Source organism: Paraburkholderia sp. Ac-20342 (genome assembly GCF_017104985.1).
In the GTDB taxonomy this organism is placed as follows: Bacteria; Pseudomonadota; Gammaproteobacteria; order Burkholderiales; family Burkholderiaceae; genus Paraburkholderia.
Window position 1 is genome coordinate 1 of record NZ_JAAGPQ010000043.1, and the last position, 24,227, is coordinate 24,227.

The 24,227-nt window shown below is 62.8% G+C and carries 23 protein-coding genes and 1 pseudogene; 9 read left to right on the forward strand and 15 right to left on the reverse strand.

Features of this window, described 5'->3' with window-relative positions; genetic code table 11:
- Positions 1-124: 124 nt before the first annotated feature.
- Positions 125-427 (reverse strand): annotated as a pseudogene (locus G3N58_RS19010) (alpha/beta fold hydrolase); the annotation flags it as partial.
- A 237-nt stretch (positions 428-664) separates the two neighbouring features.
- Between G3N58_RS19010 and G3N58_RS19015 the strand changes: the two are divergent.
- From G3N58_RS19015 to G3N58_RS19025, 3 genes are all read left to right on the forward strand, one after another.
- On the forward strand, positions 665-1,297 hold the full coding sequence (locus tag G3N58_RS19015; protein ID WP_205999926.1) for an ABATE domain-containing protein: 633 nt from the start codon (positions 665-667) through the stop codon (positions 1,295-1,297).
- A gap of 452 nt (positions 1,298-1,749) precedes the next feature.
- Positions 1,750-3,912 (forward strand): glycoside hydrolase family 28 protein, encoded by a 2,163-nt coding sequence (locus tag G3N58_RS19020; RefSeq protein ID WP_205988937.1) that lies wholly within the window; start codon positions 1,750-1,752, stop codon positions 3,910-3,912.
- Between the two features lie 434 nt (positions 3,913-4,346).
- Positions 4,347-5,480, forward strand: a complete 1,134-nt coding sequence (locus G3N58_RS19025) for a class I SAM-dependent methyltransferase (RefSeq protein ID WP_205999927.1) — start codon at positions 4,347-4,349, stop codon at positions 5,478-5,480.
- A gap of 90 nt (positions 5,481-5,570) precedes the next feature.
- On the opposite strand, the gene G3N58_RS19030 is transcribed toward G3N58_RS19025, so the two are convergent.
- A complete protein-coding gene (locus tag G3N58_RS19030) occupies positions 5,571-6,842 on the reverse strand; it encodes a TIGR03862 family flavoprotein (protein WP_205999928.1) in 1,272 nt (423 codons plus the stop codon).
- Positions 6,843-7,272: 430 nt separating this feature from the next.
- Between G3N58_RS19030 and G3N58_RS19035 the strand changes: the two genes are divergently transcribed.
- Positions 7,273-7,482 (forward strand): DUF1059 domain-containing protein, encoded by a 210-nt coding sequence (locus G3N58_RS19035; RefSeq protein ID WP_167045668.1) that lies wholly within the window; start codon positions 7,273-7,275, stop codon positions 7,480-7,482.
- Positions 7,483-7,636: 154 nt separating this feature from the next.
- Here the strand turns inward: G3N58_RS19035 and G3N58_RS19040 are convergent, their stop codons facing one another.
- Entirely contained in the window at positions 7,637-7,957 is a 321-nt protein-coding gene (locus G3N58_RS19040) for a DNA-binding protein (RefSeq protein ID WP_167045671.1), read from the reverse strand.
- A gap of 385 nt (positions 7,958-8,342) precedes the next feature.
- Between G3N58_RS19040 and G3N58_RS19045 the strand changes: the two genes are divergently transcribed.
- Positions 8,343-9,185 carry an SAM-dependent methyltransferase gene (locus G3N58_RS19045; protein ID WP_167045674.1) on the forward strand — a complete coding sequence of 281 codons (843 nt, stop codon included), beginning with the start codon at positions 8,343-8,345 and terminating at the stop codon, positions 9,183-9,185.
- Positions 9,186-9,281: 96 nt separating this feature from the next.
- Here G3N58_RS19045 and G3N58_RS19050 read toward each other — a convergent pair whose 3' ends face one another.
- Positions 9,282-9,836 (reverse strand): DUF1415 domain-containing protein, encoded by a 555-nt coding sequence (locus G3N58_RS19050; RefSeq protein ID WP_167284143.1) that lies wholly within the window; start codon positions 9,834-9,836, stop codon positions 9,282-9,284.
- A 54-nt stretch (positions 9,837-9,890) separates the two neighbouring features.
- Positions 9,891-10,532 carry a TetR/AcrR family transcriptional regulator gene (locus tag G3N58_RS19055; protein ID WP_205999929.1) on the reverse strand — a complete coding sequence of 214 codons (642 nt, stop codon included), beginning with the start codon at positions 10,530-10,532 and terminating at the stop codon, positions 9,891-9,893.
- Between the two features lie 153 nt (positions 10,533-10,685).
- Between G3N58_RS19055 and G3N58_RS19060 the strand changes: the two genes are divergently transcribed.
- Together G3N58_RS19060 and G3N58_RS19065 are read left to right on the forward strand one after the other, a co-directional pair.
- Entirely contained in the window at positions 10,686-11,969 is a 1,284-nt protein-coding gene (locus G3N58_RS19060) for an MFS transporter (protein ID WP_167045683.1), read from the forward strand.
- 189 nt (positions 11,970-12,158) lie between these two features.
- Positions 12,159-12,752 carry a nitroreductase family protein gene (locus tag G3N58_RS19065; protein ID WP_205988941.1) on the forward strand — a complete coding sequence of 198 codons (594 nt, stop codon included), beginning with the start codon at positions 12,159-12,161 and terminating at the stop codon, positions 12,750-12,752.
- Between the two features lie 127 nt (positions 12,753-12,879).
- Here the strand turns inward: G3N58_RS19065 and G3N58_RS19070 are convergent, their stop codons facing one another.
- From G3N58_RS19070 to G3N58_RS19085, 4 genes are all read right to left on the reverse strand, one after another.
- A complete protein-coding gene (locus G3N58_RS19070) occupies positions 12,880-13,437 on the reverse strand; it encodes a hypothetical protein (protein WP_205999930.1) in 558 nt (185 codons plus the stop codon).
- Positions 13,434-13,826, reverse strand: coding sequence for a DUF3592 domain-containing protein (locus G3N58_RS19075; protein ID WP_167045691.1), 393 nt, complete (start codon positions 13,824-13,826; stop codon positions 13,434-13,436). The genes G3N58_RS19070 and G3N58_RS19075 overlap by 4 nt, the downstream gene beginning before the upstream one ends.
- Entirely contained in the window at positions 13,823-14,296 is a 474-nt protein-coding gene (locus G3N58_RS19080) for a type VI secretion system tube protein Hcp (RefSeq protein WP_167045696.1), read from the reverse strand. The genes G3N58_RS19075 and G3N58_RS19080 overlap by 4 nt, the downstream gene beginning before the upstream one ends.
- Before the next feature lie 386 nt (positions 14,297-14,682).
- Complete coding sequence (locus tag G3N58_RS19085) at positions 14,683-16,167, reverse strand: MFS transporter (RefSeq protein WP_205999931.1); 1,485 nt, start codon at positions 16,165-16,167, stop codon at positions 14,683-14,685.
- 219 nt (positions 16,168-16,386) lie between these two features.
- On the opposite strand from G3N58_RS19085, the gene G3N58_RS19090 reads away from it, so the two are divergent.
- Positions 16,387-17,637 carry an Hsp70 family protein gene (locus G3N58_RS19090; RefSeq protein WP_205999932.1) on the forward strand — a complete coding sequence of 417 codons (1,251 nt, stop codon included), beginning with the start codon at positions 16,387-16,389 and terminating at the stop codon, positions 17,635-17,637.
- A gap of 125 nt (positions 17,638-17,762) precedes the next feature.
- Here G3N58_RS19090 and G3N58_RS19095 read toward each other — a convergent pair whose 3' ends face one another.
- A complete protein-coding gene (locus G3N58_RS19095) occupies positions 17,763-17,966 on the reverse strand; it encodes a cold-shock protein (protein ID WP_007180251.1) in 204 nt (67 codons plus the stop codon).
- A gap of 430 nt (positions 17,967-18,396) precedes the next feature.
- On the opposite strand from G3N58_RS19095, the gene G3N58_RS19100 reads away from it, so the two are divergent.
- Positions 18,397-19,992: an APC family permease gene (locus G3N58_RS19100; protein WP_167045703.1), complete on the forward strand. Its 1,596-nt coding sequence runs from the start codon at positions 18,397-18,399 to the stop codon at positions 19,990-19,992.
- 161 nt (positions 19,993-20,153) lie between these two features.
- On the opposite strand, the gene G3N58_RS19105 is transcribed toward G3N58_RS19100, so the two are convergent.
- The 5 genes from G3N58_RS19105 to prfA form a co-directional block, all read right to left on the reverse strand.
- Complete coding sequence (locus tag G3N58_RS19105) at positions 20,154-20,939, reverse strand: class III extradiol ring-cleavage dioxygenase (protein WP_205999933.1); 786 nt, start codon at positions 20,937-20,939, stop codon at positions 20,154-20,156.
- A 191-nt stretch (positions 20,940-21,130) separates the two neighbouring features.
- Positions 21,131-21,730 carry a UbiX family flavin prenyltransferase gene (locus G3N58_RS19110; RefSeq protein ID WP_167045709.1) on the reverse strand — a complete coding sequence of 200 codons (600 nt, stop codon included), beginning with the start codon at positions 21,728-21,730 and terminating at the stop codon, positions 21,131-21,133.
- Positions 21,731-21,758: 28 nt separating this feature from the next.
- Complete coding sequence (gene grxD, locus G3N58_RS19115) at positions 21,759-22,070, reverse strand: Grx4 family monothiol glutaredoxin (RefSeq protein ID WP_167045712.1); 312 nt, start codon at positions 22,068-22,070, stop codon at positions 21,759-21,761.
- A 143-nt stretch (positions 22,071-22,213) separates the two neighbouring features.
- A complete protein-coding gene (gene prmC, locus G3N58_RS19120) occupies positions 22,214-23,092 on the reverse strand; it encodes a peptide chain release factor N(5)-glutamine methyltransferase (protein WP_205999934.1) in 879 nt (292 codons plus the stop codon).
- A 38-nt stretch (positions 23,093-23,130) separates the two neighbouring features.
- On the reverse strand, positions 23,131-24,213 hold the full coding sequence (prfA, locus tag G3N58_RS19125) for a peptide chain release factor 1 (RefSeq protein ID WP_167045718.1): 1,083 nt from the start codon (positions 24,211-24,213) through the stop codon (positions 23,131-23,133).
- Positions 24,214-24,227 lie beyond the last annotated feature (14 nt).

Genomic DNA, 24,227 nt, shown 5'->3' on the forward strand with positions numbered 1-24,227 from the left:
ATCCGCACCTCGTCAAAAAATGCAGGAATTACGCGTTAATATGCCTGCTTCCTGCAATTCCCTCAACCCCATTCAGAGCGCAAAGCCTTGCACCATAAGGCTTCGAGGATTGTTCAGGCTCGACTACGTACACGGCAAAGCGGTCGAAGCCGACGACCTCGGTGAAACGTTCGATCACCTCGGCGATGTGGTCGAACGTATAGGCGAAGGTGTCGCGCGCCGGCATGTCCGACTGTCCGAATCCGGGCAGATCGGGCGCGACGATATGGAAACGGTCGGCGAGCTTCGGAATCAGGTCGCGAAACATATGGCTCGAACTCGGAAAACCATGCAGCAGCAATAGCTTTGGAGCGTGCCGGGCTCCGGCTTCACGATAGAACACCTTGAAACCGTCGACGTTGGCGTGGCGATAGCGGATAGCGGTCATGACTTCTCTCCATGCGGACAGTGGGACACAGCGTGGCGGATCGGAACAGGCTGAACACGATTCGAGGCAGGGCTCGTCTCCGAACGGAAGAAACGTCTGTCTGCCGCATCAACATGCAGCACCAAAGTAACCTGTTAAATTTGTTTTTAGAGGTTACTAATCTGGTGTGTAACTTGTCAAGGCGATTTTTAGTGGTTACGATGGTAGACATCGAAACTACCTGTCTTCACGCGAGAGATGGACTACCGTCAGATTCCTGCGATGTTCGTGGCCGACGCGCCGGGCCTCGATTTCCTGAACTCGGTCGCGACTCCTGGGGATGAGGAAGTCGACTGGATCAGCGACGGCGAAGGGCTGCTGGCCTGGCTCGAGCAGGCGCGAATGATGCCGCCCGAGGCGCAGGCGGCATTGCGCGCGCAATTCGCATCGCACGAATTCGATGTGGTCGCCGGGCAGGCGCGAGCGTTACGCGAGTGGTTCAGGCGCTTCGTCAGCGAGAACAAAGGGCGGCCGCTGGCTGCCGCCGATCTCGTCGGGCTCGAGCCCTTGAATCAGCTTCTCGGGCGGGACGAGCGATATGGCGAAGTCGTGCCCGGCGTAGATGCCGCGTTGGAATTTCGCGAGAGCCGCCGCTGGAAATCGCCCGAATCTTTGTTGATGCCGATTGCGCAGGCATTGGCGCAGCTCGTGTGCAACGAGGATTTCACGCAGGTGAAAGCGTGCGAAGGTCCTCGTTGCACGCTGCTGTTTGTCGATCACACACGCGGACATGCCCGGCGGTGGTGCAGCATGGCGGTTTGCGGCAATCGCGCGAAAGTTGCCGCACATCGGAAGCGGCTCAAGAAGCCGGACGACGAAGACGGCGATTGAAGCTGCGCCGGCGGGCTGGCTGAAGTTGGCCGTGATGTCGCGCGATGCGTTGAGTTGAGCGGAGTCGAGCCGTTCGACGCTTCGTGCCACCGGCCGCGTTTCTGGCGCGCTGAATTTCGGCGGTATCTGCAACCCCGTAGAACCCAATGGTTTACGGGGTTTTTGTTGCGCGTCCCGCGCTTCTCGGGAGCTCGCCCTCATCACGCTAACTTTTGTTCATTGTTATCGTATGTCTTACATCATGATGTGTGGTGTACTCACGCACATAGCCCAGTTTCCGTCATAAAACGAAAAATCTCCCGACAGAAATAAGCAAATTCGCTGCCTTTCCTATTCAGGTAAACCTCGATTATTTGTATGTCGTCTTACAAGATAGGATTGAAATATCCGCGTTCGTAGGCGCTGCGGCACGTGTCGGGCACACCATATAAGTGACAGGAGACTAGAGCTTCATGACAAAAAAAGTAGACGCATCATGCAACGACGCGCTGCAGGAGCGCCCGCAATCGCCGGCTCGCCGCAGCTTTCTCGCGTTCGCCGGCGCCACGGCCGGGGCCGGGCTGATTGCCGGCTTGCCCGGCTGCGGCAGTTCCGACTCGCCTTCCGCCAGCAACGGCGGCAGCACCACGCCGCCCGCCACCACCCCGCCGCCGACCGCGGCAGCCGATCCGATCTGGGGGCCGAGCGGCGAAGCCACGGCGATCATCAACAAGCTCGCCAACATCACACCGTCGATGTTCGCGTCGACCGATTTTCAGGTGACGAGCTACGGCGCGCAGCCGCTGCCCGCGGCGGCCCTGATCCTGTCGACCGCGTGGCCGGGCGGCCCGATTCCCTGGGTGACCGGCGGCTCGGAGCAGACCGCGCATCCGACGAGCGACCTGCAAAGCCCCGGCTCGAACATCATGGTGCCGTGCGACTACACAGACTCGGCCTACGATGCGTGCTCCGCGTTCAACGCCGCGATCCGCGCCGCGAACCAGGCCGGCGGCGGCCGCGTGGTCGTGCCGGCCGGCAACTGGTATTGCGGCGGCCCGATCGTGCTGCTGAGCAACGTGAATTTCCACCTCACCGCGGGCTGCACCATCTATTTCAGCCCGAACCCGGCCGATTACGCGAAGAACGGCCCGTATCCGACCGCAAACGGCAACCTGTACTGGACGCGCTGGCAGGCCAACGACTGCCTGAACTTCGGCTCGCCGATCTACGCGTATCAGCAGAAGAACATCGCCGTGACCGCCGACGACAACAGCTGCGTGCTCAACGGCCAGGCCATGACGCCGATCCAGCTCAGCACCCAGCCGCCGACTTCGTGCTGGTGGACGTTCAAGGGATCGAGCAGCACCTACGGCTGCACCAGCTCGACCACGACGACGCAGGCCTACGCGAATCCGAACAACGTCGCGCTGACGAGCCTTCCCTCGTCGCAGATCACGAATCCGAAGGCCAACGTGTCGTTCACGAACCAGGACGGCACCACCACGACGCTGATGACGCTGCTCACCGGCACCGGCTGGAATCAGGATCAGAACTATCTGCCCGCGCTGTCCGAGCTCGGCGTGCCGGTGCTGAACCGCGTGTTCGGCAACGGCCACTATCTGCGTCCGTGCATGATCGAGTTCATCGGCTGCACCAACGTGCTGCTGCAGAACTACCACACGCAGAACACGCCGTTCTGGCAGCACCATCCGACCGCCTGCTCGAACGTCGTGATCGACGGCGTGTTCGCCGACAGCGTCGGCCCGAACAACGACGGCTTCGATCCGGACGCGTGCAACACCGTGCTCGTGCAGAACGTCCAGTTCAATACCGGCGACGACTGCATCGCGATCAAGTCCGGCAAGTGCCTCGACACCGAGTACGGTCCGATGCAGAACATCGTGGTCCAGAACTGCACGATGCAAAGCGGCCACGGCGGTCTCACGATCGGCAGCGAAATGAGCGCGGGCGTGGAAAACGTCTACGCGCGCAATCTGACGATGCAGAACGAGAACTGGGCCAGCAATCCGCTGAACATCGCGCTGCGCTTCAAGACCAACATGAACCGCGGCGGCTTCATCAACAACGTGTGGATCAACGGCGTGACGCTGCCCAACGGCGTGAACCTCGCGGGCAAGTTCGGCGGCGGCGCGCTCGGCTCGGCTTTCCCGGGTTCGGTGCCGGGCACGGGCACGGTCGGCCTCGCGGCGAACCCGTCGACGGGGCAGGGCGGCCTCATCACGTTCGACTGCGACTACAGCGCGTCGGGCGATGCGGTGCGCTGGAATCCGGCGACGATCAACAACGTCAACATCTCGAACGTGACCGCGACCGACGTGTCGGGCAGCGTAACGTACGCGATGACGTCGGGCTTCACCGCCGGCGCGAATTCGTGCTTCCAGGCGATCGTCGCGCAGGGTCCGGTGGCCGCCGACTACAACGGTCCGCTGCCGGTGCCGACCGTCACGCCGATCACAGGCGTGACGATCACGAACTGCAACCTCGGTACGCCGGTGTGCGTCGGACCGGCATCGTCGACGGTGCCGGGACCGGTTTTCGTCGCCAACACGAACGGCATCACGCTGAACAACGTGGTGATCGCGGGTACGGCCTACAACTCGGTGCTGACCGGTTGATGCGGCCCGGCACCGGCGGGCGGGGCCCGCTGGTGCCTGATTTCGCGTGGCTGGCTCGAACCGTGAGAAAAAAGAACGCCGTCGATGTTTTGACGGCGTTTTTTGTTTTTCTGAGAAAATATTCAATGAAATATCGTGGTAAATGAGAATTTTATGGTGACTTCGCATGGATGGAGAGCATTCCATACCACTTCGAAATAGAGATATCTCTTTCACCTTGTCGATTGTGGACTTTTTAGTCTATTTTCCGTGCTAACCGCACTACGGAACTCACCTTAACCTCTGCACCGGTACGCCCTGTACACCTCGCTCCACCGGTCCACGCACCACCGGTACGGTACTATTCGGGCGTCGCCCGGTATGGCCCGCGGACGTTCCGGCTCGCAGCAGCGGGCAACGGCTCCGGCGACGCACCATCGACCCCACCCGATCTCATGACCAGCGCCGCAACTTCCGCAACCATCACCTGGCCCGAAGCCGACGGCCCGCGCACCGCGCGTTGGCGTTCCGAGGCGGCCGTGCCGCCGCCGAAGCGCGTCGTCGTCGCCGATGACCGCACCACCGCCGACTCGGCCTACCGGCTCGCCTGCGAAGGCTCGGCCCTGCTGTGGCGCGGCGACTTCCAGAACGCGCGCCAATTGCTGCAAGCCGTTACGCGCCGGCTCGAACGCAAGCCGCGCAAGCAGGGCGCGACGCCGCTCGATGCGTTCAATCTGCATCGGCAGGCACAGTCGCAACGCGCACGCACGCTCGGCATGATCCTGATTCCGCTCGACGCCGATTACGGCATTTCGCTGCGCCGCGCGCCGGACGTGCGGCAGGCGTGCGAGGAAGCCTACGGGCCAGCCGTTGATGAAGCCTCGGTCGTGTCACTGCGCGAACTGCTCGGTCTGATCGGCGCGCACGAATGGCGCAAGAAGGGCGTGGAGATTCCCGCGCTCGGCGAGCGCATCCATCCGCACTACGGCGTGTTTTCACCGGTGCGCGGCGAATACGTGGATCTCGTCGCGCGCGCGCCGCTGCCCGCGCTCGACAAAGCCTTCGACATCGGCACTGGCACGGGCGTGCTGGCCGCGCTGCTCGCCAAACGCGGCGTGCAGAAAATCGTCGCGACCGATCAGGACCCGCGCGCGCTCGCGTGCGCGAGCGAAAACCTCGCGCGTCTCGGTTACGCGCAGCAAGTCGAGATCGTGCAGACGGATCTGTTTCCGCAAGGGCAGGTACCGCTCGTCGTCTGCAATCCGCCGTGGGTGCCGGCGCGGCCCGCATCGCCGCTCGAATACGCGGTCTACGATCCGGACAGCCGCATGCTGCTCGGTTTCCTCAACGGTCTCGCGGATCATCTGTCGCCGGGCGGCGAAGGCTGGCTGATCATTTCCGATTTCGCCGAGTATCTCGGTCTGCGCTCGCGCGAATGGCTGTTGGCCGCCATCGACAACGCGGGGCTCAGCGTCGCGGGGCGCGAGGATATTCGTCCGCGGCATCCGAAGGCGAGCGACAGGAACGATCCGCTCCATGCGGCACGGGCGGCCGAGGTGACTTCGTTGTGGCGGCTTAAGGTGCGGTGAAGGAAAACGGCGTGAGGGGCGCTGTATCCTTGCCACTCGATTTGCCACTTGATTTGCGCCCCGGTCCGCACCCCAATCACAATCCGCGCCTCACACCGAAGCCGCGCGCGCTTCCAGGTACGCGCACGCGCCCCGACCCGCCACGAGCCCGCTCGCGAAGCACGCCGTCAGCAGATATCCGCCGGTCGGCGCTTCCCAGTCGAGCATTTCGCCGGCGCAGAACGCGCCGGGCATCTGCCCGATCATCAGATTGCCGTCGAGCGCTTCGAACGGAATGCCGCCGGCGGTGCTGATCGCTTCCTCGATCGGCCGCGTCCGTACGAGCCGTACCGGCAGCGCCTTGATCGCCTGCGCGAGAGCGGTGGCGTCGGTGAAGGCTTCCTTTGGCAGAATTTCGTGCAGCAGCGCCAGTTTGACCCCGCCAATCCCGATCCGGCCATGCAGATGGCTCGCAATCGAACGCGAGCCGCGCGGTCGCGTCACTTCCGCGACGACTCGCTCGAGAGGCAAGCCTGGCGCGAGATCCAGCGAAATCGTGACGTCGCCGTCGGCCAGAATCCGCTCGCGGATCGGCGCCGACAACGCGTAAATCAGGCTCCCTTCGAGGCCCGTTTCAGTCAGAAGTGCTTCACCTTGTCGATTGTGGACTTTTTTGTCTAAATCGGTGAGTGTGATCGCGATGGGCTTGAGCGGCTGACCCGCGAAACGCTCGCGCAGATAAGGGCTCCAGTCCGCGTCGAAGCCGCAGTTCGCGGGGCGCAGCGGCGTCACCGGTATGTCGCGCGCGGCCATCAGCGGCACCCATGCGGCGTCGGAGCCGAGGCGCGGCCAGCTCGCGCCACCGAGCGCGAACACCACGGCGTCACAGCAGACGGTCTCTTCGCCGCCCGGTGTGTCGAACCGAAGCGAGTGAGCCGCGGCGTCGCCGGGAGTCGCGGCCCAACCGCTCCATTGATGGCGCATATGAAACTGCACACCCGCTTCGCGCAGCCGATGCAGCCACGCGCGCAGCATCGGCGCGGCCTTCATGTCGGACGGGAAGACTCGCCCCGAACTGCCGACGAACGTCTCGACGCCCAGGTCGTGCAGCCACGCGCGCAGCGCATCGGGGCCGAACGCGTCGAGGAGCGGCTCGATCTGCGCGCGGCGTGCGCCGTAGCGTCCAAGAAACGGTTCGAGCGGTTCCGAATGCGTGATGTTCATGCCGCCTTTGCCCGCCATCAGAAACTTGCGGCCGACCGACGGCATCGCGTCATACACGTGGACTTGCACGCCGCGCCGGGCAAGCGTCTCGGCGGCCATCAGGCCGGCGGGGCCGCCGCCGATCACGGCGACGCAGGGGGAATCGAGCGAGGATGGCATGCGGTTCTGCGGATAAGCGGGGCTGGCAGCGCCGGGTTCGCGGAACGAGCGGACCGCAGCGCGAAGGGCGTCATTGTCACATCGCACGCAGCAGGGAGCAAACGCGGCCGGGTACCGATACCGGCACAGACACGACGTTCGGCGCGGTGCGGATGGGCCGGAAAATACTGGATTCCGTCGCCCCCGGCGTTGCTGTGCATGGCGTTCGCCGCATCGCTGCCGACCCTCGCGACCTATACTTTTCAAACACCTTCCATCGGACGCCGTTCGCGTCGTTCCCCCGTCGATCACCGCGTTGATCCCCTCGCTTTGCTGCGCCGTGTCGCCCGCCGTCGCCATGCGCGGCAGCGTCATCGCGTCAGATGGCAGCCGACGCGCTTCGCGCGTTCAATCGATGGAAGGGCCGATCGTCTCTATCAAGGAGATTGCCATGAGCCGCCAATACATCGACTGTCGCGAGTTTCCGAGCGAAATGCATTGCACCGTTGCGTTGTCCGCCGACAGCGAGAGCGAATTGCTCGAAGCTGCCGTCCAGCACGCGGTCTCGGTTCACAAACATGCGGATTCGCCGGAACTGCGCACGCAGCTCAAAACGCTATTTCATGAGGGAACGCCGCCGCTCGAAGCGCCGCAGGCGTGAATGGAAGGCAGCGTCGCGAGCGACTCAAAAGAGCAGAGGCCTTGCATCGCGAGCGGCGTCCAGCCGCTCGCGCATTGTCATGGCGGATCGTCGTGAATGGGAGTTCGTTACGCAATGCCAGGCATCCGGCGATTCGCGCCGCGCTCCCGAACCGCTAGCCGGGGTAGGCTTCGTCCACTTTCAGCCCGGCGAGCTTGAAGATGACGCGCAGTGTTTGCGGCTTGATGTCGCGCCGCGACGCCAGCGTAGTCATCACGAAGTCGAGTACTTTCGCGTACTTGAGCATCGTGAGGCACGTTTCGAGATCGACGCTGCCGTCGCGCATGATTTCCGCGAGCCGCAGCATTTCGGTGGAGATGTCTCGCGCCATCTCCAGTTCGAGCTGCTGTTTCTCCGACCAGGCTGGCGTCGTGGTGAGCTTTGCCAGCATTTCCTGAAACTTCTGTTCAACGTTGCCGTTGGGTACCGTATCCATTGCTGCCTCATCTATCATCCGAGCACACGTCCGGTTGCGATCCGGACGTGCCGCTGGTTACGTAACGTTCGGTCCGTGTTCCGGGACCGTCCTCCCCACATGCTTTCGGTTCGCGTGTCCGGCGTTGCGCCTGCAGCGTCCTGTTTCTGGCGACACGGCTTGGACCCGGGAGCCCGGCCGGCGCATAAGCTGTCTTCAGGCCATTCCCGCGACGCCTCCGCGCGTCGCTTTCCGAGCAGGAAGTGTTCCAGGTTGATGGCATGCCTTGCATGATTCGTACGGCTTCCTCGCGGGGAGCGTCGCACTTTGGGTAAACTGGCAGCAACTTTTCTCTTTTTCCGTCATCTGTCGCACGTTCGCGTTGTAATTGATGCCGGCTTACACGATGTCAGGTAAATCTCACGAAATCCGTCCTAACCAGTCCGTCGAGCTCCTGAAGGAACTCCATATCCTCACGCGCGACGGCAAGATGAATCAGGACAGCCGCCGCAAGCTGAAGCAGGTCTACCACCTGTTTCAGTTCATCGAGCCGCTGCTCAAAGACCTCAAGAGCGCACAAGACGGCCTGACCCTCGTCGATCACGGCGCGGGCAAGTCCTACCTCGGTTTTATTCTGTACGACCTTTTTTTCAAGGAGTTTCAGGACACCGCAGGTGGGGCTTCGCACATTTACGGCATCGAAACGCGCGAAGAACTCGTTACGAAGTCCGAAGAGTTGGCCGCGCGGCTCGGCTTCAAGGGGATGTCGTTCCTGAATCTGTCGGTGGCGGAGTCGATCACGTCGACGCGTCTGCCCGCGCAGGTCGACATCGTCACGGCGCTGCACGCGTGCAATACCGCGACCGATGATGCGATCCGCTTCGCGCTCGAAAAGCACGCGAAGTACATCGTCGTCGTGCCGTGTTGTCAGGCTGAAGTGGCCGGCGTGTTGCGGCAGAACAAGGGACGGTCGCTGAAGAATGCGTTGACGGAAATCTGGCGGCATCCGCTGCATACGCGCGAATTCGGCAGCCAGATCACCAATGTGCTGCGCTGTCTGCAACTCGAGGCGCACGGGTATCAGGTCAGCGTGACCGAGCTGGTCGGCTGGGAACACTCGATGAAAAACGAGCTGATCGTCGCGCACTACAAGGATCTGCCGCGGCGCCGGCCGGCCGAACGGCTGACCGAGGTGATGGACACGCTCGGGCTCGAGGCGTTGAAAGAGCGGTTCTTTTTGCCGGCTTGAAGTCTTTGCTTGACGTTTCTTTGAGTTCGTCGGTTTGGTGGGCAGGCGGTTTGGCGCGCGGCGTGAATAGCCGTTAGCGTGGCGCGCTTTACCGCTTCACCGTTTCATCAACGCATTCCAGCCCGAGAGACCGATGCGCCGCAGCGTGTCCTGATTGCGCTCGTAGATCTCTTCCGCCTCGGGGAACGCTGCCACGGCCCGATCGATGCTGTCTTCGCGCAGCAGATGCAGGATCGGATAGGGCGCCCGGTTCGTGTAATTCTCGATGTCGTCGGGCTCGCTGTCTTCGAACTGGTAATACGGATGAAAGCTCGCGATCTGGATGATCCCTTCGAGTCGCAACTGTTTGATGAGCCGGTCCGCGAAGTAGAGGCCATCGTTGAAGTCGAGGAAATCGCCGAGTGCGCGCGGCAGGATCAGCAGCGTGGTGTCGACGGCATTCGGATCGGCATCGACGAGTGCCTGAAGCTCGGCTTCGAGATCGGCCAGCACCGCTTCCATGTCTTCGGCGTCGCTGACCGCGTAGCGAATCTGCCCTTTCACATGCACGGCTTTGGCGAATGGGCACAGGTTGAGCCCGATCACGGCCTCGGTCAGCCAGTGGCGGGTTGCGGCGATAACGGTGTCGTGAGATTCGGCGGGCAACGGCATGGGATGAGCGAGGCGGGTAAAAACGCCATTTTAGCGGCGGGGATCGGCGCCAACTCAACGCGCTTGCGGCCCACCGCACGCTGCGGCGATCAACTGCGCGGCAACCTTCGGCGCGGCCAGAATCGGTCCGCATCCTGGCCCGTACGTCTGACTCGCCGCATACACGCCCTCGATCAGCAAGCCGAGCGCATTCGCGAGCGCGGCCGGATCGTCCGCGCCGGCCGCCGTCGACAGGTCGAGCAGACGCGCCATCAGACGCTCCTTGTTGCGGAACACGAACTGCCGCGCCGGATGCCCGGTATCTGCGAATTCCACCGAGACGTTCACGAACGGACAGCCGCGATAGTTCTCGATGGATGCGCGCACCGCGAGATCGTCGAAATACTGCTGAAGCTGCTTTGCCGGTTCGCCCGGATGTTTGGCGAAGCTTTTTTCCACGTAGCCGAAGAACTGCTCGTCCTTCTGTTCGAGATAGGCCATCACGAGCTCGTCTTTCGACGAAAACTGCCGGTACAGACTCATCTTGTTCACGCCGGCATGCTCGACCACCGCATCGACGCCGACCGTGCGCACGCCTTCGCGATAGAACAGTTCGCTCGCGGCGCGCAACAGATTGCGCTGCGCCTGCGGCCCGGCCGTCGGCACGCCGCGCGCGCGCCGTGCCGGAGAAGGCTTGGGAGTTTCGCTATCGGACATGGATGGATACCTGCTGAAATTGACGCCTTGACATGTTACCGATCGGTAACTAAGATCGCAACACTATTGTGACCGCTCTGTCACAAGTTCCTTTGCCGAAGCCGTAACGATACGCGCGGCGCTGCTGCACGGCGCGCGTCGACTGGAGAACCGATGAACTGGGCTGCGAGACTGATAGGCGGGCGTTTCCACTACGGGTGGCTGACCGTCGCCGTGGTGTTTCTGGTGCTGCTCGCCGCGGCGGGCACGCGCGCCACGCCGAGCGTGATGATGGTGCCGCTCGAACACCAATTCGGCTGGAGCCGCGCGACGATTTCGCTGGCGATCTCCGTGAACATTGCGCTGTACGGCCTGATGGGGCCGTTCGCGGCGGCCGCGATGCAGCGCTTCGGCGTGCGTCCCACGCTGCTGACCGCGCTCGCCACGATGGCGGCGGGCGTGGCGCTGTCGTCGCTGATGGCGCACCCGTGGCAGATGGTGCTGATCTGGGGCGTGATGGTCGGCGGCTCGACCGGCGTGGCGGCGCTATCGTTGTCGGCGACCGTCGTGACGCGCTGGTTCACGACGCGCCGCGGTCTCGTGATGGGTATCCTGACGGCCAGTTCGGCCACGGGCCAGCTCGTGTTCCTGCCGATGCTCGCGGCGATCGCCGAGCACTACGGCTGGCGCCAGGTCGTGTGGGTCGTGGCGCTCGCGGCCGGCATCGTGATTCCGCTCGTCGCGTTCCTGCTGCCCGAGCATCCGGAAGACATGAAACTGCGCCCGTACGGCGAGCCGCACGATGCGCCGCTCGCCAAGACCGTCACGAAGCAGAATCCGCTGGCGATCGCATTCGGCACGCTCGCGTCGGCGAGCCGGACGCGCGATTTCTGGCTGCTGTTCTTCAGCTTTTTTATTTGCGGCGCGAGCACCAATGGCTATGTCGGCACCCATCTGATCGCGATGTGCGGAGACTACGGCATGACCGAGGTGCAGGGCGCGTCGCTGCTCGCTGCGATGGGCGTGTTCGATCTGTTCGGCACGACGCTGTCGGGCTGGCTGTCGGACCGTTTCAATAGCCGCGTACTGCTGTTCTGGTACTACGGCCTGCGCGGTTTGTCGCTGATGTATCTGCCGCACGCGTTCGGTATCGACTTCTTCGGTTTGCCGCTGTTCGCGGTGTTCTACGGCCTCGACTGGATTGCCACGGTGCCGCCTACCGTGCGTCTTGCCACCGACGTCTACGGCAAGGAATCGGCGCCGATCGTGTTTGGCTGGGTGGTGGCGGGCCACCAGCTCGGTGCTGCGTTTGCGGCGCTCGGCGCAGGCATGCTGCGCGCGAGCCTCGGCACCTACACTGTGGCGTCGATGATCTCGGGCGGCTTGTGCCTCGTCGCCGCGGTGATCGTGCTGCGTATCAACCGGCCGGCCAAGGTGCCGACGCCGCAGGCGGTCTAACGCTGTTTGCCCAGTGTGATGGCGTCGTAAAACACGCAGCAGCGGATGGCCCCGCAACGGGGCCGTCCGCTTTTTGCGGCTAGCGCGCATACGACCGTCCCGCCCGGTGGAGCGTGTGCCGAAAGCCCGTTATCCTATGTGGCCCCGGGCAGCCGCCCGGCGATCATGGATTTCCACCGAGAGAAGCGCATGACCAACAAACCCGCCTCTACTGAAGTTGCCATTCACGAGCTGATTGCAGGCCGCTGGAGCCCGCGCGCGTATTCGAGCGAGCCGGTGAGCCGCGAGCAGCTGCGCGCCGTGCTCGAAGCGGCGCGCTGGGCGCCGTCTTCGTACAACGCGCAGCCCTGGCGTTTTCTCGTCTTCGATCGCAGCGTCGACGAAGTTGCATTCAAGAAGGCTTTTGCCACGCTGGTACCGTTCAACCAAGGCTGGAATGCACCCGTGCCGGTGCTGATCGTGGTGACCGCGCACACGCTCACGAACAAGGGCGAGGTGAATCGCTGCGCGCAATACGATGCGGGCGCGGCGGCCATGTCGCTGGTATTGCAGGCGCATGCGCTGGGGCTGGCCGCGCATCAGATGAGCGGTTTCGACGTGAACGCATTCCGCACGGCCTTCGAGTTGCCGAGCGACGTCGAGCCGATCGCGGTCATTTCGCTGGGCCATTATGGTGACGTCGAGAAACTGGACCCGGTGCTGCGCGAACGCGAGAAGGCGGCGCGCCAGCGTGCGCCGTTCGCGGACATCGCGTATGGCGGTGGGTGGAAGAAGGCTTTTTGAGAGGCTGATTCGCGGCACTTGCCGTGAGTGGCTATAAAAAACGCGCGGCATTGTTCGCGCGTTTTTTTCGTGGGGTTATGCGGGGCGTACAGGAGCGATGTCAGTCGGAGTCGTCGGAGTAAAGGCTCTAATAGGTAATTTGCCCTGGCATGAATGCCAGGGCAGCCATATTCTGTAGGCCTTCGTTGACGCCTGCCATTGTCAAAGCTGCTGGAGCGCTTCGAATCGCCATGCCGATCAAATCTGGTTTGGCGACTCCCATCAAAAGCAAGGCTCGGCTGATCCCTTGCATCATTAACGATCCGTTGCCGCCCAGCAGATATCCTCCTGCCCCTTCCAGATATACCGTTCCACCCTCGAGGCTCCGCGGGTCCTTCAAATCCACCCCTTTGAAGCTTTCGGTTAGAAAAAGTTTTCCATAGCTTTTGAAATTGGACGTAGCCGCCGATCCACTCAATTCATCTCCTTTGACAATAATCTTGGGGAGCGCCAGTTTCGGAATACGCAGAAGTGACGTTAGCGCCCATGAAAGCGAGGGGCCGAACGCACTAAAAAAATATCGATGTCTATTCCCTTCGAGATCATCGAGAACAAATATTCCACCTTCGGTGGAAAACATACCGTAGCCAGCCCCACCGCCGGCACTCGTATCAAATGTCCAACCACTTTTTCTCAATATCTTCATCTGATACTTACTCGCTCAAATCTCAAGTCTCTTACTCCACCAATCAAAAACATGGCCGCGAGAAAGAGCAAGAAGAAAAACCATATCCAGATATCGATGATGCTGTCGATTACCACAGATGCCCGGGGAGCATCAGCGCAATAGCGAATCCTTAATTTCTGGCCAATTTCTACTGCCTGCCATGAACTGGCAGGCAAGCGGTAATGCTGTCCATTGGTGGCATCGAATTCTATTTGAGGGTGATGGTTACCCGCATTCAGACGGGCTACTCTGGCTATACCAACAGCAGAGGTTCGGTAAAAAACCATCGTGTTTAAACCAACAAGCGCCGCCATAATCAATAAGACGCCGCCAATTGCCAGTGCGACGTAGTTATAAGACCTTTTCATTGTTCACGATTCTCTCTGATATCAAAGCTGGCGGTAACGGTACCAGCACTGCCGCCCGACTGAGACTGGATCTTATATTCCTGCTTTACGCGAGCGAAGGAAAGGGTGACACTTTCGTGGTAGTTGTAATCGAAAACAATCGGCTCAACAGCTGTAATAAGAACATCCCCCATTGTGATTGTCAGAAAGTCGAGCGGCTGTCCTCCGGATTTTCGTACCGACAGAGTAGCTTCGGGGATACGACGGCCGGTGAGACAATCACGCATCAGATTGGGGCTGGCGCGATCGATTTGGTGAACGAATTGCAGATCATTGATCGTAGCTTTGCCCATGCCACCACCTGAGCCGGAGACCATCGAAGATGACTGGGCCATCTTCCAGTGCCAGCTAATGAGTTCGATTTCACCTTTATGAATGACATCCTGCGATTCGCCTGCCATGCCGCCAATCTTTAAAAAAATATCGGCCATGCAAAAATCTCCGTACGCGTTGTTCAATTTATCTTCTCTTTCACCCAATACGGACCGAAAAGGTCTATAGCTCAAAAAAAGTGCCGAACCATGCTACCAAGGGCGATTTGAATATTTTTTTCGGGATAGAGTGGTGAGCGCATAGGAATGCGTTGTTTGCGTGGTCGTTCACAACCCTCGTGGCTGAAAAGCCTTGTGTGGACGGGGATCACAATGTCACTGCGCCGCTCATGGCGCGCAAGATGACTCGGCGCTGGCACCTGCTTATTCGTGAAACAGTGTCAAAACTCGCGTGACGTTACAGCGCGTAGACGCGGAGTCGTGAACATGAGTGGCGAACATATCGGGCATGAGCGAAAGAGCCGGGTCGTCGAAAGTCCCGTTGACTACCCATGCTGATCCTCGTCGTCCCCCACCCTCGACAGCGGCGCCGCCACCTGTTCGAGCGATTTACGCTCCGCATCCACCCCCCAGATCGCCGCGACGATCGCCGCCGCCAGCATTAGCGCCGAGCCGACCAGATAGCCGAAAAACACTTCGCCGCGCTGGTGCGTGTCGATCAGCCGGCCAAAAAACGCCGGCCCGACGATGCCGCCGAGCGCCGTGCCGAACGCGTAGAACACCGCGATCGCGAGCGCGCGGATTTCGAGCGGAAACGATTCGCTCACCGTCAGATACGCCGAACTCGCGGCCGCCGACGCGAAGAAGAAAATCACCATCCATGCGGCCGTCTGCGTGACGACGGTGAGCAGTTGCCGCTCGAACAGGTAACCGGAGAGCGTCAACAGGATCGCCGACAGCGCATAGGTCGTCGCGATCATCTTGCGCCGGCCGATCACGTCGAAGAGCCGGCCGAGCACGATCGGTCCGAGGAAATTGCCGAGCGCGAACGGCAGCAGATACCAGCCGATATGGCCGCCCGGCACGCCATAGAAATCGGTCAGCACGAGCGCGTAGGTGAAAAAAATCGCGTTGTAGAAGAACGCCTGCGCGGTCATCAGCGTGAGGCCGACCAGCGCACGACGTCGATGCACGTTAAAGAGCGTATGGAACACCTCGCGCAATGGCGTATGGCCGCGAGCGCGCAGCCGCAGCCGCGTGAGGCTGTCGTCGGCGAGCGTGTGGCCTTCGTTGCGAAAGCGCGTCTCGATGCCGGCGACGATCTCCCGCGCATCGCGTTCGCCGCCGTGCGTGAGTAGCCAGCGCGGACTTTCGGGCACCCAGACGCGCATCGGCAGGATCGCGAGCGCGAGCACCGCGCCGATGAAGAAGCAGGCGCGCCAGCCCCAATCGGCCGGCAGCAGGTGCGGGTCGAGCAGCACCAGCGAGCCCGCCGCGCCGAGTCCGGCGCCGACCCAGAACGTGCCGTTGATGCCGAGGTCGGTCCAGCCGCGCACGCGCGCCGGCGTGAATTCCTGGATCGTCGAATTGATCGCCGTGTATTCGCCGCCGATGCCCGCGCCGGTCAGGAAACGAAACAGCATGAAGCTCGCGAGATTCCACGACAGCGCGGTGGCCGCGGTCGCGGCCAGATACAGCGTGAGCGTGATGAAAAAGAGCTTGCGGCGGCCGAGCCGGTCGGTCAGCCAGCCGAAGCCGAGCGCGCCGAGCACCGCGCCGGCAATGTACGCGCTGCCGGCCAAGCCGACGTCGGCATTCGAGAAGCGCAGCGCCGGGCTCGTTTTCAGCGCGCTCGCGACCGCGCCGGCCAGCGTCACTTCAAGGCCGTCGAGCAGCCACGTCACGCCGAGCGCCACGACGATCAGCGTATGAAAGCGGCCCCACGGCAGGCGGTCGAGCCGCGAGGGCAGATCGGTCTCGATGAGCGTGGCGTTTTTCTCGTCGATGGCGGCGGTGGGCGGCGCGCTCATTGCTCGAAGTCTCCGTGATGGCGAATTCTGGTGGTGTATCCTGCCCGAAGGAGCAATATCTGTTCCGTGTGTTTTTGCCCGCTTTCGTTCGCTCTGGTTCGGCTCGCGTTTTGCGATGTCCCGACCACCGCGGATACCTCAGTTGATACTGGCCGAGTTTTCGTGATACAAAGCCGCTCCCCTTTCTGTCCGCGCCAGCCGTGAGCGGCGATTCCTGCCATGAACTATTGCGCGATTGACTTCGGTACTTCCAACTCGGCCGTCGCGATTTCCGATGGTGTGCAGCTAAGGCTCGCGCCGGTCGAGGGCGCCTACACAACGCTGCCGACCTCGGTCTTTTTCAATACCGACGAAAACACCAGCGAATTCGGGCGCGCGGCGCTCGCGGCCTACATCGACGGTTTCGACGGGCGTCTGATGCGCTCGATGAAAAGCATTCTCGGCTCGCCGCTCGCCGAGAATTCGACCGATCTCGGCGACGGCTCCGCGATCAAATATACGGACGTGATCGCGATTTTCCTGAATCACCTGAAGCGCTCGGCCGAAACGAGCGCCGGCGAGGCGATCGACCGCGCGGTGCTGGGCCGTCCGGTGTTTTTCGTCGACGACGACCCGCGCGCCGACCAGATGGCACAGCAGCAGCTCGAAGCCGCAGCTCGCACGGTCGGTTTGCGCGACATTCATTTCCAGTATGAGCCGATCGCCGCCGCGTTCGACTACGAATCGCATCTGACGGAAGAGGGGCTCGTGCTCGTGGCCGACATCGGCGGCGGTACGTCGGACTTTTCGCTCGTGCGCGTCGGGCCGCAGCGGATGAAGCGCGTCGAGCGCAAGGACGACGTGCTGGCTCATCACGGCGTGCACGTCGCGGGCACGGACTTCGACCGCCGCGTCGAACTCTCGACGATCCTGCGCGAACTCGGCTATCAGTCGCTCGATCCGGAAGGCCGCGAAATTCCGAACCGGATCTATTTCGATCTCGCGACCTGGCACCTGATCAACACCGTGTACACGCCGAAGCGCGTCAGCGAGCTGGCGCTGATGCGGCATCTTTTCAGCGACGCAAGGCATCACGACCGGCTGATGCGCGTCGTCGAGCAGCGCTTTGGCCATGCGCTCGCCGCGCATGCGGAGGAGGCGAAAATCGGCGTCGCGGCGGGCGGCGAGACCGTGATCGATCTCGAGGAAGTGGAAGACGACCTGCGCCTCGCGTTCGACGAAGCGCAGCTCATCAAGGCCGGCGATGACGAAACGCGGCGCATCGTGCAGGCGGCGCGCGATACGGTCCAGGCGGCAGGCGTCGCGGCGCGCGATGTCGACGCGGTCTACTTCACGGGCGGCTCGACGGGCCTCGCGTTTTTGTCGGGCGCGCTGGCGGCGGCATTTCCGGATGCGAAAGCGGTGTTCGGCGACCGGCTCGCGAGTGTGGCGACCGGCCTCGGCATTCATGCCCGGCGCGTGTTTGGATAATCTCGAATAATCGTCAAATAAACCGTAGCGGATTGCGAAGTTAATCCGCGCATTCAATTTGTGACGGATAATAAAAAACCCCGCCGAAGCGGGGTTTGGGGTGCGTCCAGAAGGAAGCGCGGAGCTTACACCGGCTTGATGTTAGCCGCTTGCTTGCCCTTCGGGCCCGTCTTCACTTCAAACGTCACCTTCTGGTTTTCTTGCAGCGTCTTGAAGCCTTCCGTGCGGATTTCCGAGAAATGCGCGAACAGATCTTCGCCGCCGCCATCCGGCGTGATGAAGCCAAAGCCCTTTGCGTCATTGAACCACTTGACGGTACCGGTTTCCATATTACTTTTTCCTAAAAATGGTAAATAAGGCCGAAGCCCGGGGGTGCATGAAAATCAAGGAAGGGGTAATGGGACCAACCGGAGTACCGTTGATGGGCGACCTACGAAAGAACCACTTCACTCGCCACTTGAAATCCTGCTCCAACTTTATACGGCGATTTCGCCAAAAGGTCAACAGTCTGTGAGACTCTCGGCCATACTTTGACAGACTTGGTCGTAAATTTCTTACAAAGCTTGCGGATCTGGACATCTTTTTGTTAGGGAGAACCCTTGATTTCGCTGCAGTAATACGGTGCAACCGTTAAACTACGCGCCGCGCGTCGGTTGCACCTGATTTGCCTCTTTCGACGCGCATTCATGCGTGTCACCCGTTCCTAGCGCCACAAGCGATGTCACGCGGTGCCGGCATGGTTCTGATTTAGGAGAAGACGTGAAAAGTTCTATACAACGGAACATCGGGCCATTCGCACTGATGCTGACCGGTTTGGGCTCGATTATCGGATCGGGCTGGCTGTTTGGCGCGTGGAAGGCCGCAAAGATTGCCGGTCCGGCCGCTATCTGCGCCTGGATCATCGGGGCGGTTGTGATTCTTGCGATTGCGCTGACCTACGCGGAACTCGGCGCGATGTTTCCGGAATCTGGCGGGATGGTGCGCTACGCGCGCTACTCGCACGGGGCGCTGGTCGGTTTCATCAGCGCGTGGGCCAACTGGATCGCGATCGTATCGGTGATTCCGATCGAGGCCGAGGCGTCCATTCAATACATGAGCACGTGGCCTTACGACTGGGCTCATGCGCTCTTCGTCAACGGATCGTTGACCACGAACGGCTTGCTGCTGTCCGCCGGGCTCGTGATCATCTACTTCCTGCTGAACTATTGGGGCGTGAAGCTGTTCGCGCGCGCCAATACGGCGATCACGATCTTCAAGTTCATCATTCCCGGCGCCACGATCCTCGGGCTGATGCTGACCGGCGTCCACACCGAGAACTTCGGGCAGACCACCGCGTTTGCGCCGTACGGCTGGTCGGCGGTGCTGACCGCCGTCGCGACGAGCGGCATCGTGTTCGCGTTCAACGGCTTCCAGAGTCCGATCAACCTCGCCGGCGAAGCGCGCAATCCGGCGAAGAGCGTGCCGTTCGCGGTGATCGGCTCGATCCTGCTCGCGCTCGTGATCTACGTGCTGCTGCAGATCGCCTACATTGGCTCGGTGAACCCGGCTGACGTGATGAAGGGCTGGAGCCACTTCAGCTTCGCGTCGCCGTTCGCGGAACTGGCGATCGCGCTGAACCTGAACTGGCTCGCGATCCTGCTGTACGTCGATGCGTTCGTGAGCCCGAGCGGCACCGGTACGACCTATATGGCGACCACGACGCGCATGATCTACGCCATGGAGCGCAACAACACGATGCCGAAGATCTTCGGCCAGGTGCATCCGTTCTATGGCGTGCCGCGTCCGGCGATGTGGTTCAACCTGTTCGTGTCGTTCATCTTCCTGTTCTTCTTCCGCGGCTGGAGCTCGCTCGCGGCGGTGATCTCGGTCGCGACCGTGATCTCCTACCTGACCGGCCCGATCAGCCTGATGGCGCTGCGCCGCGCCGCGACCGATCTCGAGCGTCCGCTGAAGATCGCGGGCATGAAGGTGATCGCCCCGTTCGCGTTCGTCTGCGCCTCGCTGATCCTGTACTGGGCGAAGTGGCCGCTGACCGGCGAAATCATCCTGCTGATGGTCGTCGCGCTGCCGGTGTACTTCTACTTCCAGGCGAAGTCGGGCTTCGAGGGCTGGGGCCGCGATCTGAAGGCCGCATGGTGGCTGGTCGCGTATCTGCCGGTCATGGCGGTTCTGTCGCTGATCGGCAGCAAGGAGTTCGGCGGCTTCGGCGTCCTGCCGTACGGCTGGGACATGCTGGTCGTGATCGCCTTCTCGCTGGCGTTCTACTACTGGGGCGTCAATAGCGGCTATCGCTCGGAGTATCTCGACGAGCGCGAAGAGCACGACGAAGTGCTCGAAGGGATCGGCGCGCATTAAGCGCTGCGCTCCCGAGCTGCCGGACCGCAACCGCGGTCGGTCTGGTCCGGACGAAACAAAGCCCGCCTGAGTTGCTCAGGCGGGCTTTTTTGTTGACGCTGCGCGGCGGCGGGCGTGTTGGCGATCCGTTGCCGGTTGGGCCCGCGCGCGCCGAAGCCGGATCAGGCGGAGCCGAACACGTAGTTGGTCATCGCCAGCGAGCGCTGGTAAGTGCCGAGCGACTGGATCGCCAGCGAGTAATCGTCGTCCGCGACGCCGAGTGCGGCGAAGACGGGCAGCAGATGCTCGTCGGTCGGGTGCATCAGCACCGCGTGCGGCGCCTGGCGGCGATAGTCGAGCAGCGCGTCGATGTCGCGTGCGGCGAGCTTCTCCTCGAACCAGCGGGTGAATTCGGCGACGCGCGGATCGGCATCTTCCGGACGCGCCGAAAAATCGGCGGCGCGCAAGTTATGCGTGATCTGGCCGGAGCCGATCACCATCACGCCTTCGTCCTTCAGCGCCCGCAGCGCGCGGCCGACGCGGAAATGATGTTCCGCGTTCAGATGCGGCTGGATCGACAGTTGCGCGATCGGCACGTCGGCATGCGGGAACATAAGCAGCATCGGCACCCATGCGCCGTGGTCGAGGCCGTGCGGCTGAACGTCGGCGGCGATACCGTTCGCACCGAGCAGCGCGGCGGCGCTGCGCGCGACGTCGGGCGCGCCCGGCGCCGGGTACTGGATTTCGTACAACTGGCGCGGAAAGCCGTAGAAATCGTGGATGGTCTCGGGCGCCGTCGCGATGCTCGCGAGCGGCTGGGCGCTGCCCCAATGGGCGGACAGCATCAGCACGGCCTCGGGACGCGGCAGTTGCGCGCTCAGCGCGCCGAATTCAGCGGACGGCATCGACGGATCGATCGGCAACGTAGGCGCACCGTGGGACAGAAAAAGCGAAGGTAAGCGGTTCATGGCGACAACGCGGCCTTGCGGTCGCGGCGTGGAGATTGAATTACCACGAATATAAGTCCGCACGGCTGCTTGATAAACGGGCCAAAGCGGATTTGATTGTGTCGCCGATGTTGTTAATCGTCCCGTGTCGCTGCCAGAGCCGCCAGAGGGCGCGGCACGTACGCCGGTGCCGCGAGCCGCGGTGCCGGGCGTCAGTCCTGCGCGTTGCGCAGCCCTTTCCAGGCGGGGGACAGCGCCGGGCCGAGCGCGAACAGATCGAGCACGCGCGCGACCGTGTGATCGACCATCTCGTCGATCGAAGCGGGTTGGTTATAAAAGGCGGGGAGCGGCGGAAAGATTACGCCGCCCATTTCGGTGACGGCCGTCATATTGCGCAGATGCGCGAGGTTGAACGGCGTTTCGCGCACGAGCAGCACGAGCCGGCGGCGTTCCTTCAGCGTGACGTCGGCGGCGCGCGTGACGAGGTTGTCGGAGAAACCGTGCGCGACGCTCGCGAGCGTCTTCATCGAGCAGGGGGCGACAATCATGCCGTCGGTCGCGAACGAGCCCGACGCGATGCTCGCGCCGATGTCGCGTACCGAATGGACGACATCCGCGAGCGGATGCACGTCTTCCTTGCCCAACTGGAGTTCGTGCTGGATGTTGAGCCATCCCGCGCTTGAAACCAGCAGATGGCTTTCGACGCCGCCAAGCCGGCGCAGTGTTTCGAGCAGCCGGACGCCGTAGATGGCGCCGGTCGCGCCGGTGATCGCGACGATCAGCCGGCGGGGCGCCGCAGCGCGTGTTTCCATGGCTTGCGGCGCCCGTGGGGAGCGAACGTCAGGCGGCCGCGAACAGCTGCTGCAGTTCGCCCGATTCGTACATCTCCATCATGATGTCAGAGCCGCCGATGAATTCGCCCTTCACGTACAGCTGCGGAATGGTCGGCCAGTTCGAGAACACCTTGATGCCCTGGCGGATTTCGTCGTCTTTGAGAACGTCGACGGTCTCGATTTCGCTGACGCCGCATGCCTTCAGGATCTGGATGGCACGGCCGGAAAAGCCGCACATCGGAAACTGGGCCGAGCCCTTCATGAAGAGGACGACGTTGTTGCCGTCGACGATTTGCTTGATGCGTTGTTGTGTATCCATGGCTGACCTTGCGGTTCCGATATGTGTAGGGAATAGGCTGAAATGATAGCGGATTTCGGTACGGTGAGCCGGGGCCGCATCGTCCGGCAGGGTTCGTGCGGCGGGCCGTGCGTGCGCGATTTCCTCTCCGCTGGCGCGCGCGGTCAGGCCGCTCCGCCGCGCCACGTGCCGCCGCTGATCCGCTCGATGCCGGCGAGGTCACGCTCCGAACGGACCGCTGCGAAACCCCGCGCGGCGAGCAGCGCGCGCACGGCTTCAGCCTGGTCGTAGCCGTGCTCGATCCATAGCACGCCGTCGGCGACGAGGCGGGCGGGCGCGCCGGCGACGATCGCGCGGATCGCGCTCAAGCCGTCCGCTTCGTCGGTGAGCGCGCCACGCGGCTCGAAACGCAGATCGCCTTGCTGCAGATGCGGGTCGCCGCTCGCGATATACGGCGGATTGCTGACGATCACGTCAAAGCGCAGCGCCGCGTCGAGCGAGCCGTACCAGTCGCTTTGCATAAACGTCACGGGGCCGCCCGGGCGATTGCCGTCGAGCAGACGCATACCGTTGCGCGAGGCCACCGCGAGCGCGTCGGCGGAGCGGTCGAGCGCCCAGAGCCGCGCGTCGGGCCGCGTTGCCGCGAGCGCCACCGCGATTGCGCCGGTGCCGGTGCCGAGATCGAGCACGCACGGCCGCGACCGGTGTTCCAGCGCCGCGAGCGTGGTTTCGACCAGCAGTTCGGTTTCGGGACGTGGGATCAGCACGTGCGGCGTGACGGCGAATTCGAGCCCGAAAAACTCGCGCGTGCCGACCAGTTGCGCGACCGGCTCGCCGGCCGCGCGGCGCGCTTCGAGCACGCGGTAACGCTCGACGCTCGCGGGATCGAGCGCTTCGTCGCCGCGCGTAATCAGCTGCGTTTGCCGCCAGCCGAGCACGTGCGTGAGCAGAATCCGCGCTTCGAGCCGCGGCAGCGGCGACGCGCGCAACAACGCGCCAGCCGTGGCGGGCGGCGTGAGGGGAGGCGAGGGGGCGTCGCTCATCGTCGAGGCTTCATTCAGTCATTCGGGCCGGCGCGGCGTCAGTCCGCGTCGCCGAGCGAGGCCAGCAGCTCGGCCTGATGCTCGCTGACGAGCGCCGCGATCAGTTCGCCGAGATCGCCGTCCATGATCGCATCGAGGCGATACAGCGTCAGGTTGATGCGGTGATCGGTGAGGCGTCCCTGCGGGAAGTTGTAGGTGCGAATCCGCTCCGAGCGGTCGCCCGAGCCGATCAGGTTCTTGCGCGTGGCCGCTTCCTTCGCCTGCTGCTCGTTGGCCTGCTTGTCCTTGATGCGCGCGGCGAGCACCTTCAGCGCGCGGTCCTTGTTCTTGTGCTGAGAGCGGTCGTCCTGACATTCGACGACGATGCCGGTCGGCAAGTGCGTGACGCGCACCGCCGAGTCGGTCTTGTTGATGTGCTGGCCGCCCGCGCCCGACGCGCGGAACGTGTCGATGCGCAGGTCGGCCGGATTGATTTCGACTTCGCCGATCTCGTCCGCCTCGGGCATCACCGCGACCGTGCAGGCCGACGTATGGATGCGGCCCTGCGTTTCGGTGGCCGGCACGCGTTGCACGCGATGTCCGCCCGACTCGAACTTGAGCTTCGAATACGCGGCCTCGCCGGCGATCCGCACGATCACTTCCTTGTAGCCGCCGAGGTCCGACTCGCTCGCCGACATCATCTCGACCTGCCAGCGATTGCGCTCGGCAAAGCGCAGATACATGCGCAAGAGGTCGCCCGCGAACAGCGCGGATTCGTCGCCTCCGGTGCCCGCGCGGATTTCGAGGAAGATGTTGCGGTCGTCGTTCGGGTCTTTCGGCAGCAGCATTTTCTGCAACTCGACGCCGAGTGTCTCCATGCGCTCGCGCGCGGCGCGGATTTCCTCTTCGGCGAAATCGCGCATCGAGGCATCGGCGAGCAGTTCCTGCGCGGTGGCCGCGTCGTTCTGCGCCTGGCGCCACAGCGCGTATTGCTCGACGACCGGCCCCAGCTCCGCGTGTTCGCGCGTGAGCTTGCGGTATTGGTCGAGGTTCGAGGTAATGTCGGCGCGGCTCAACAGGTCGTTCAGTTCGGCCAGCCGGGTGGTGAGCTGGTCGAGCTTGCGTTGCATGCTCGTTTTCATCGGACGGGTAGCGG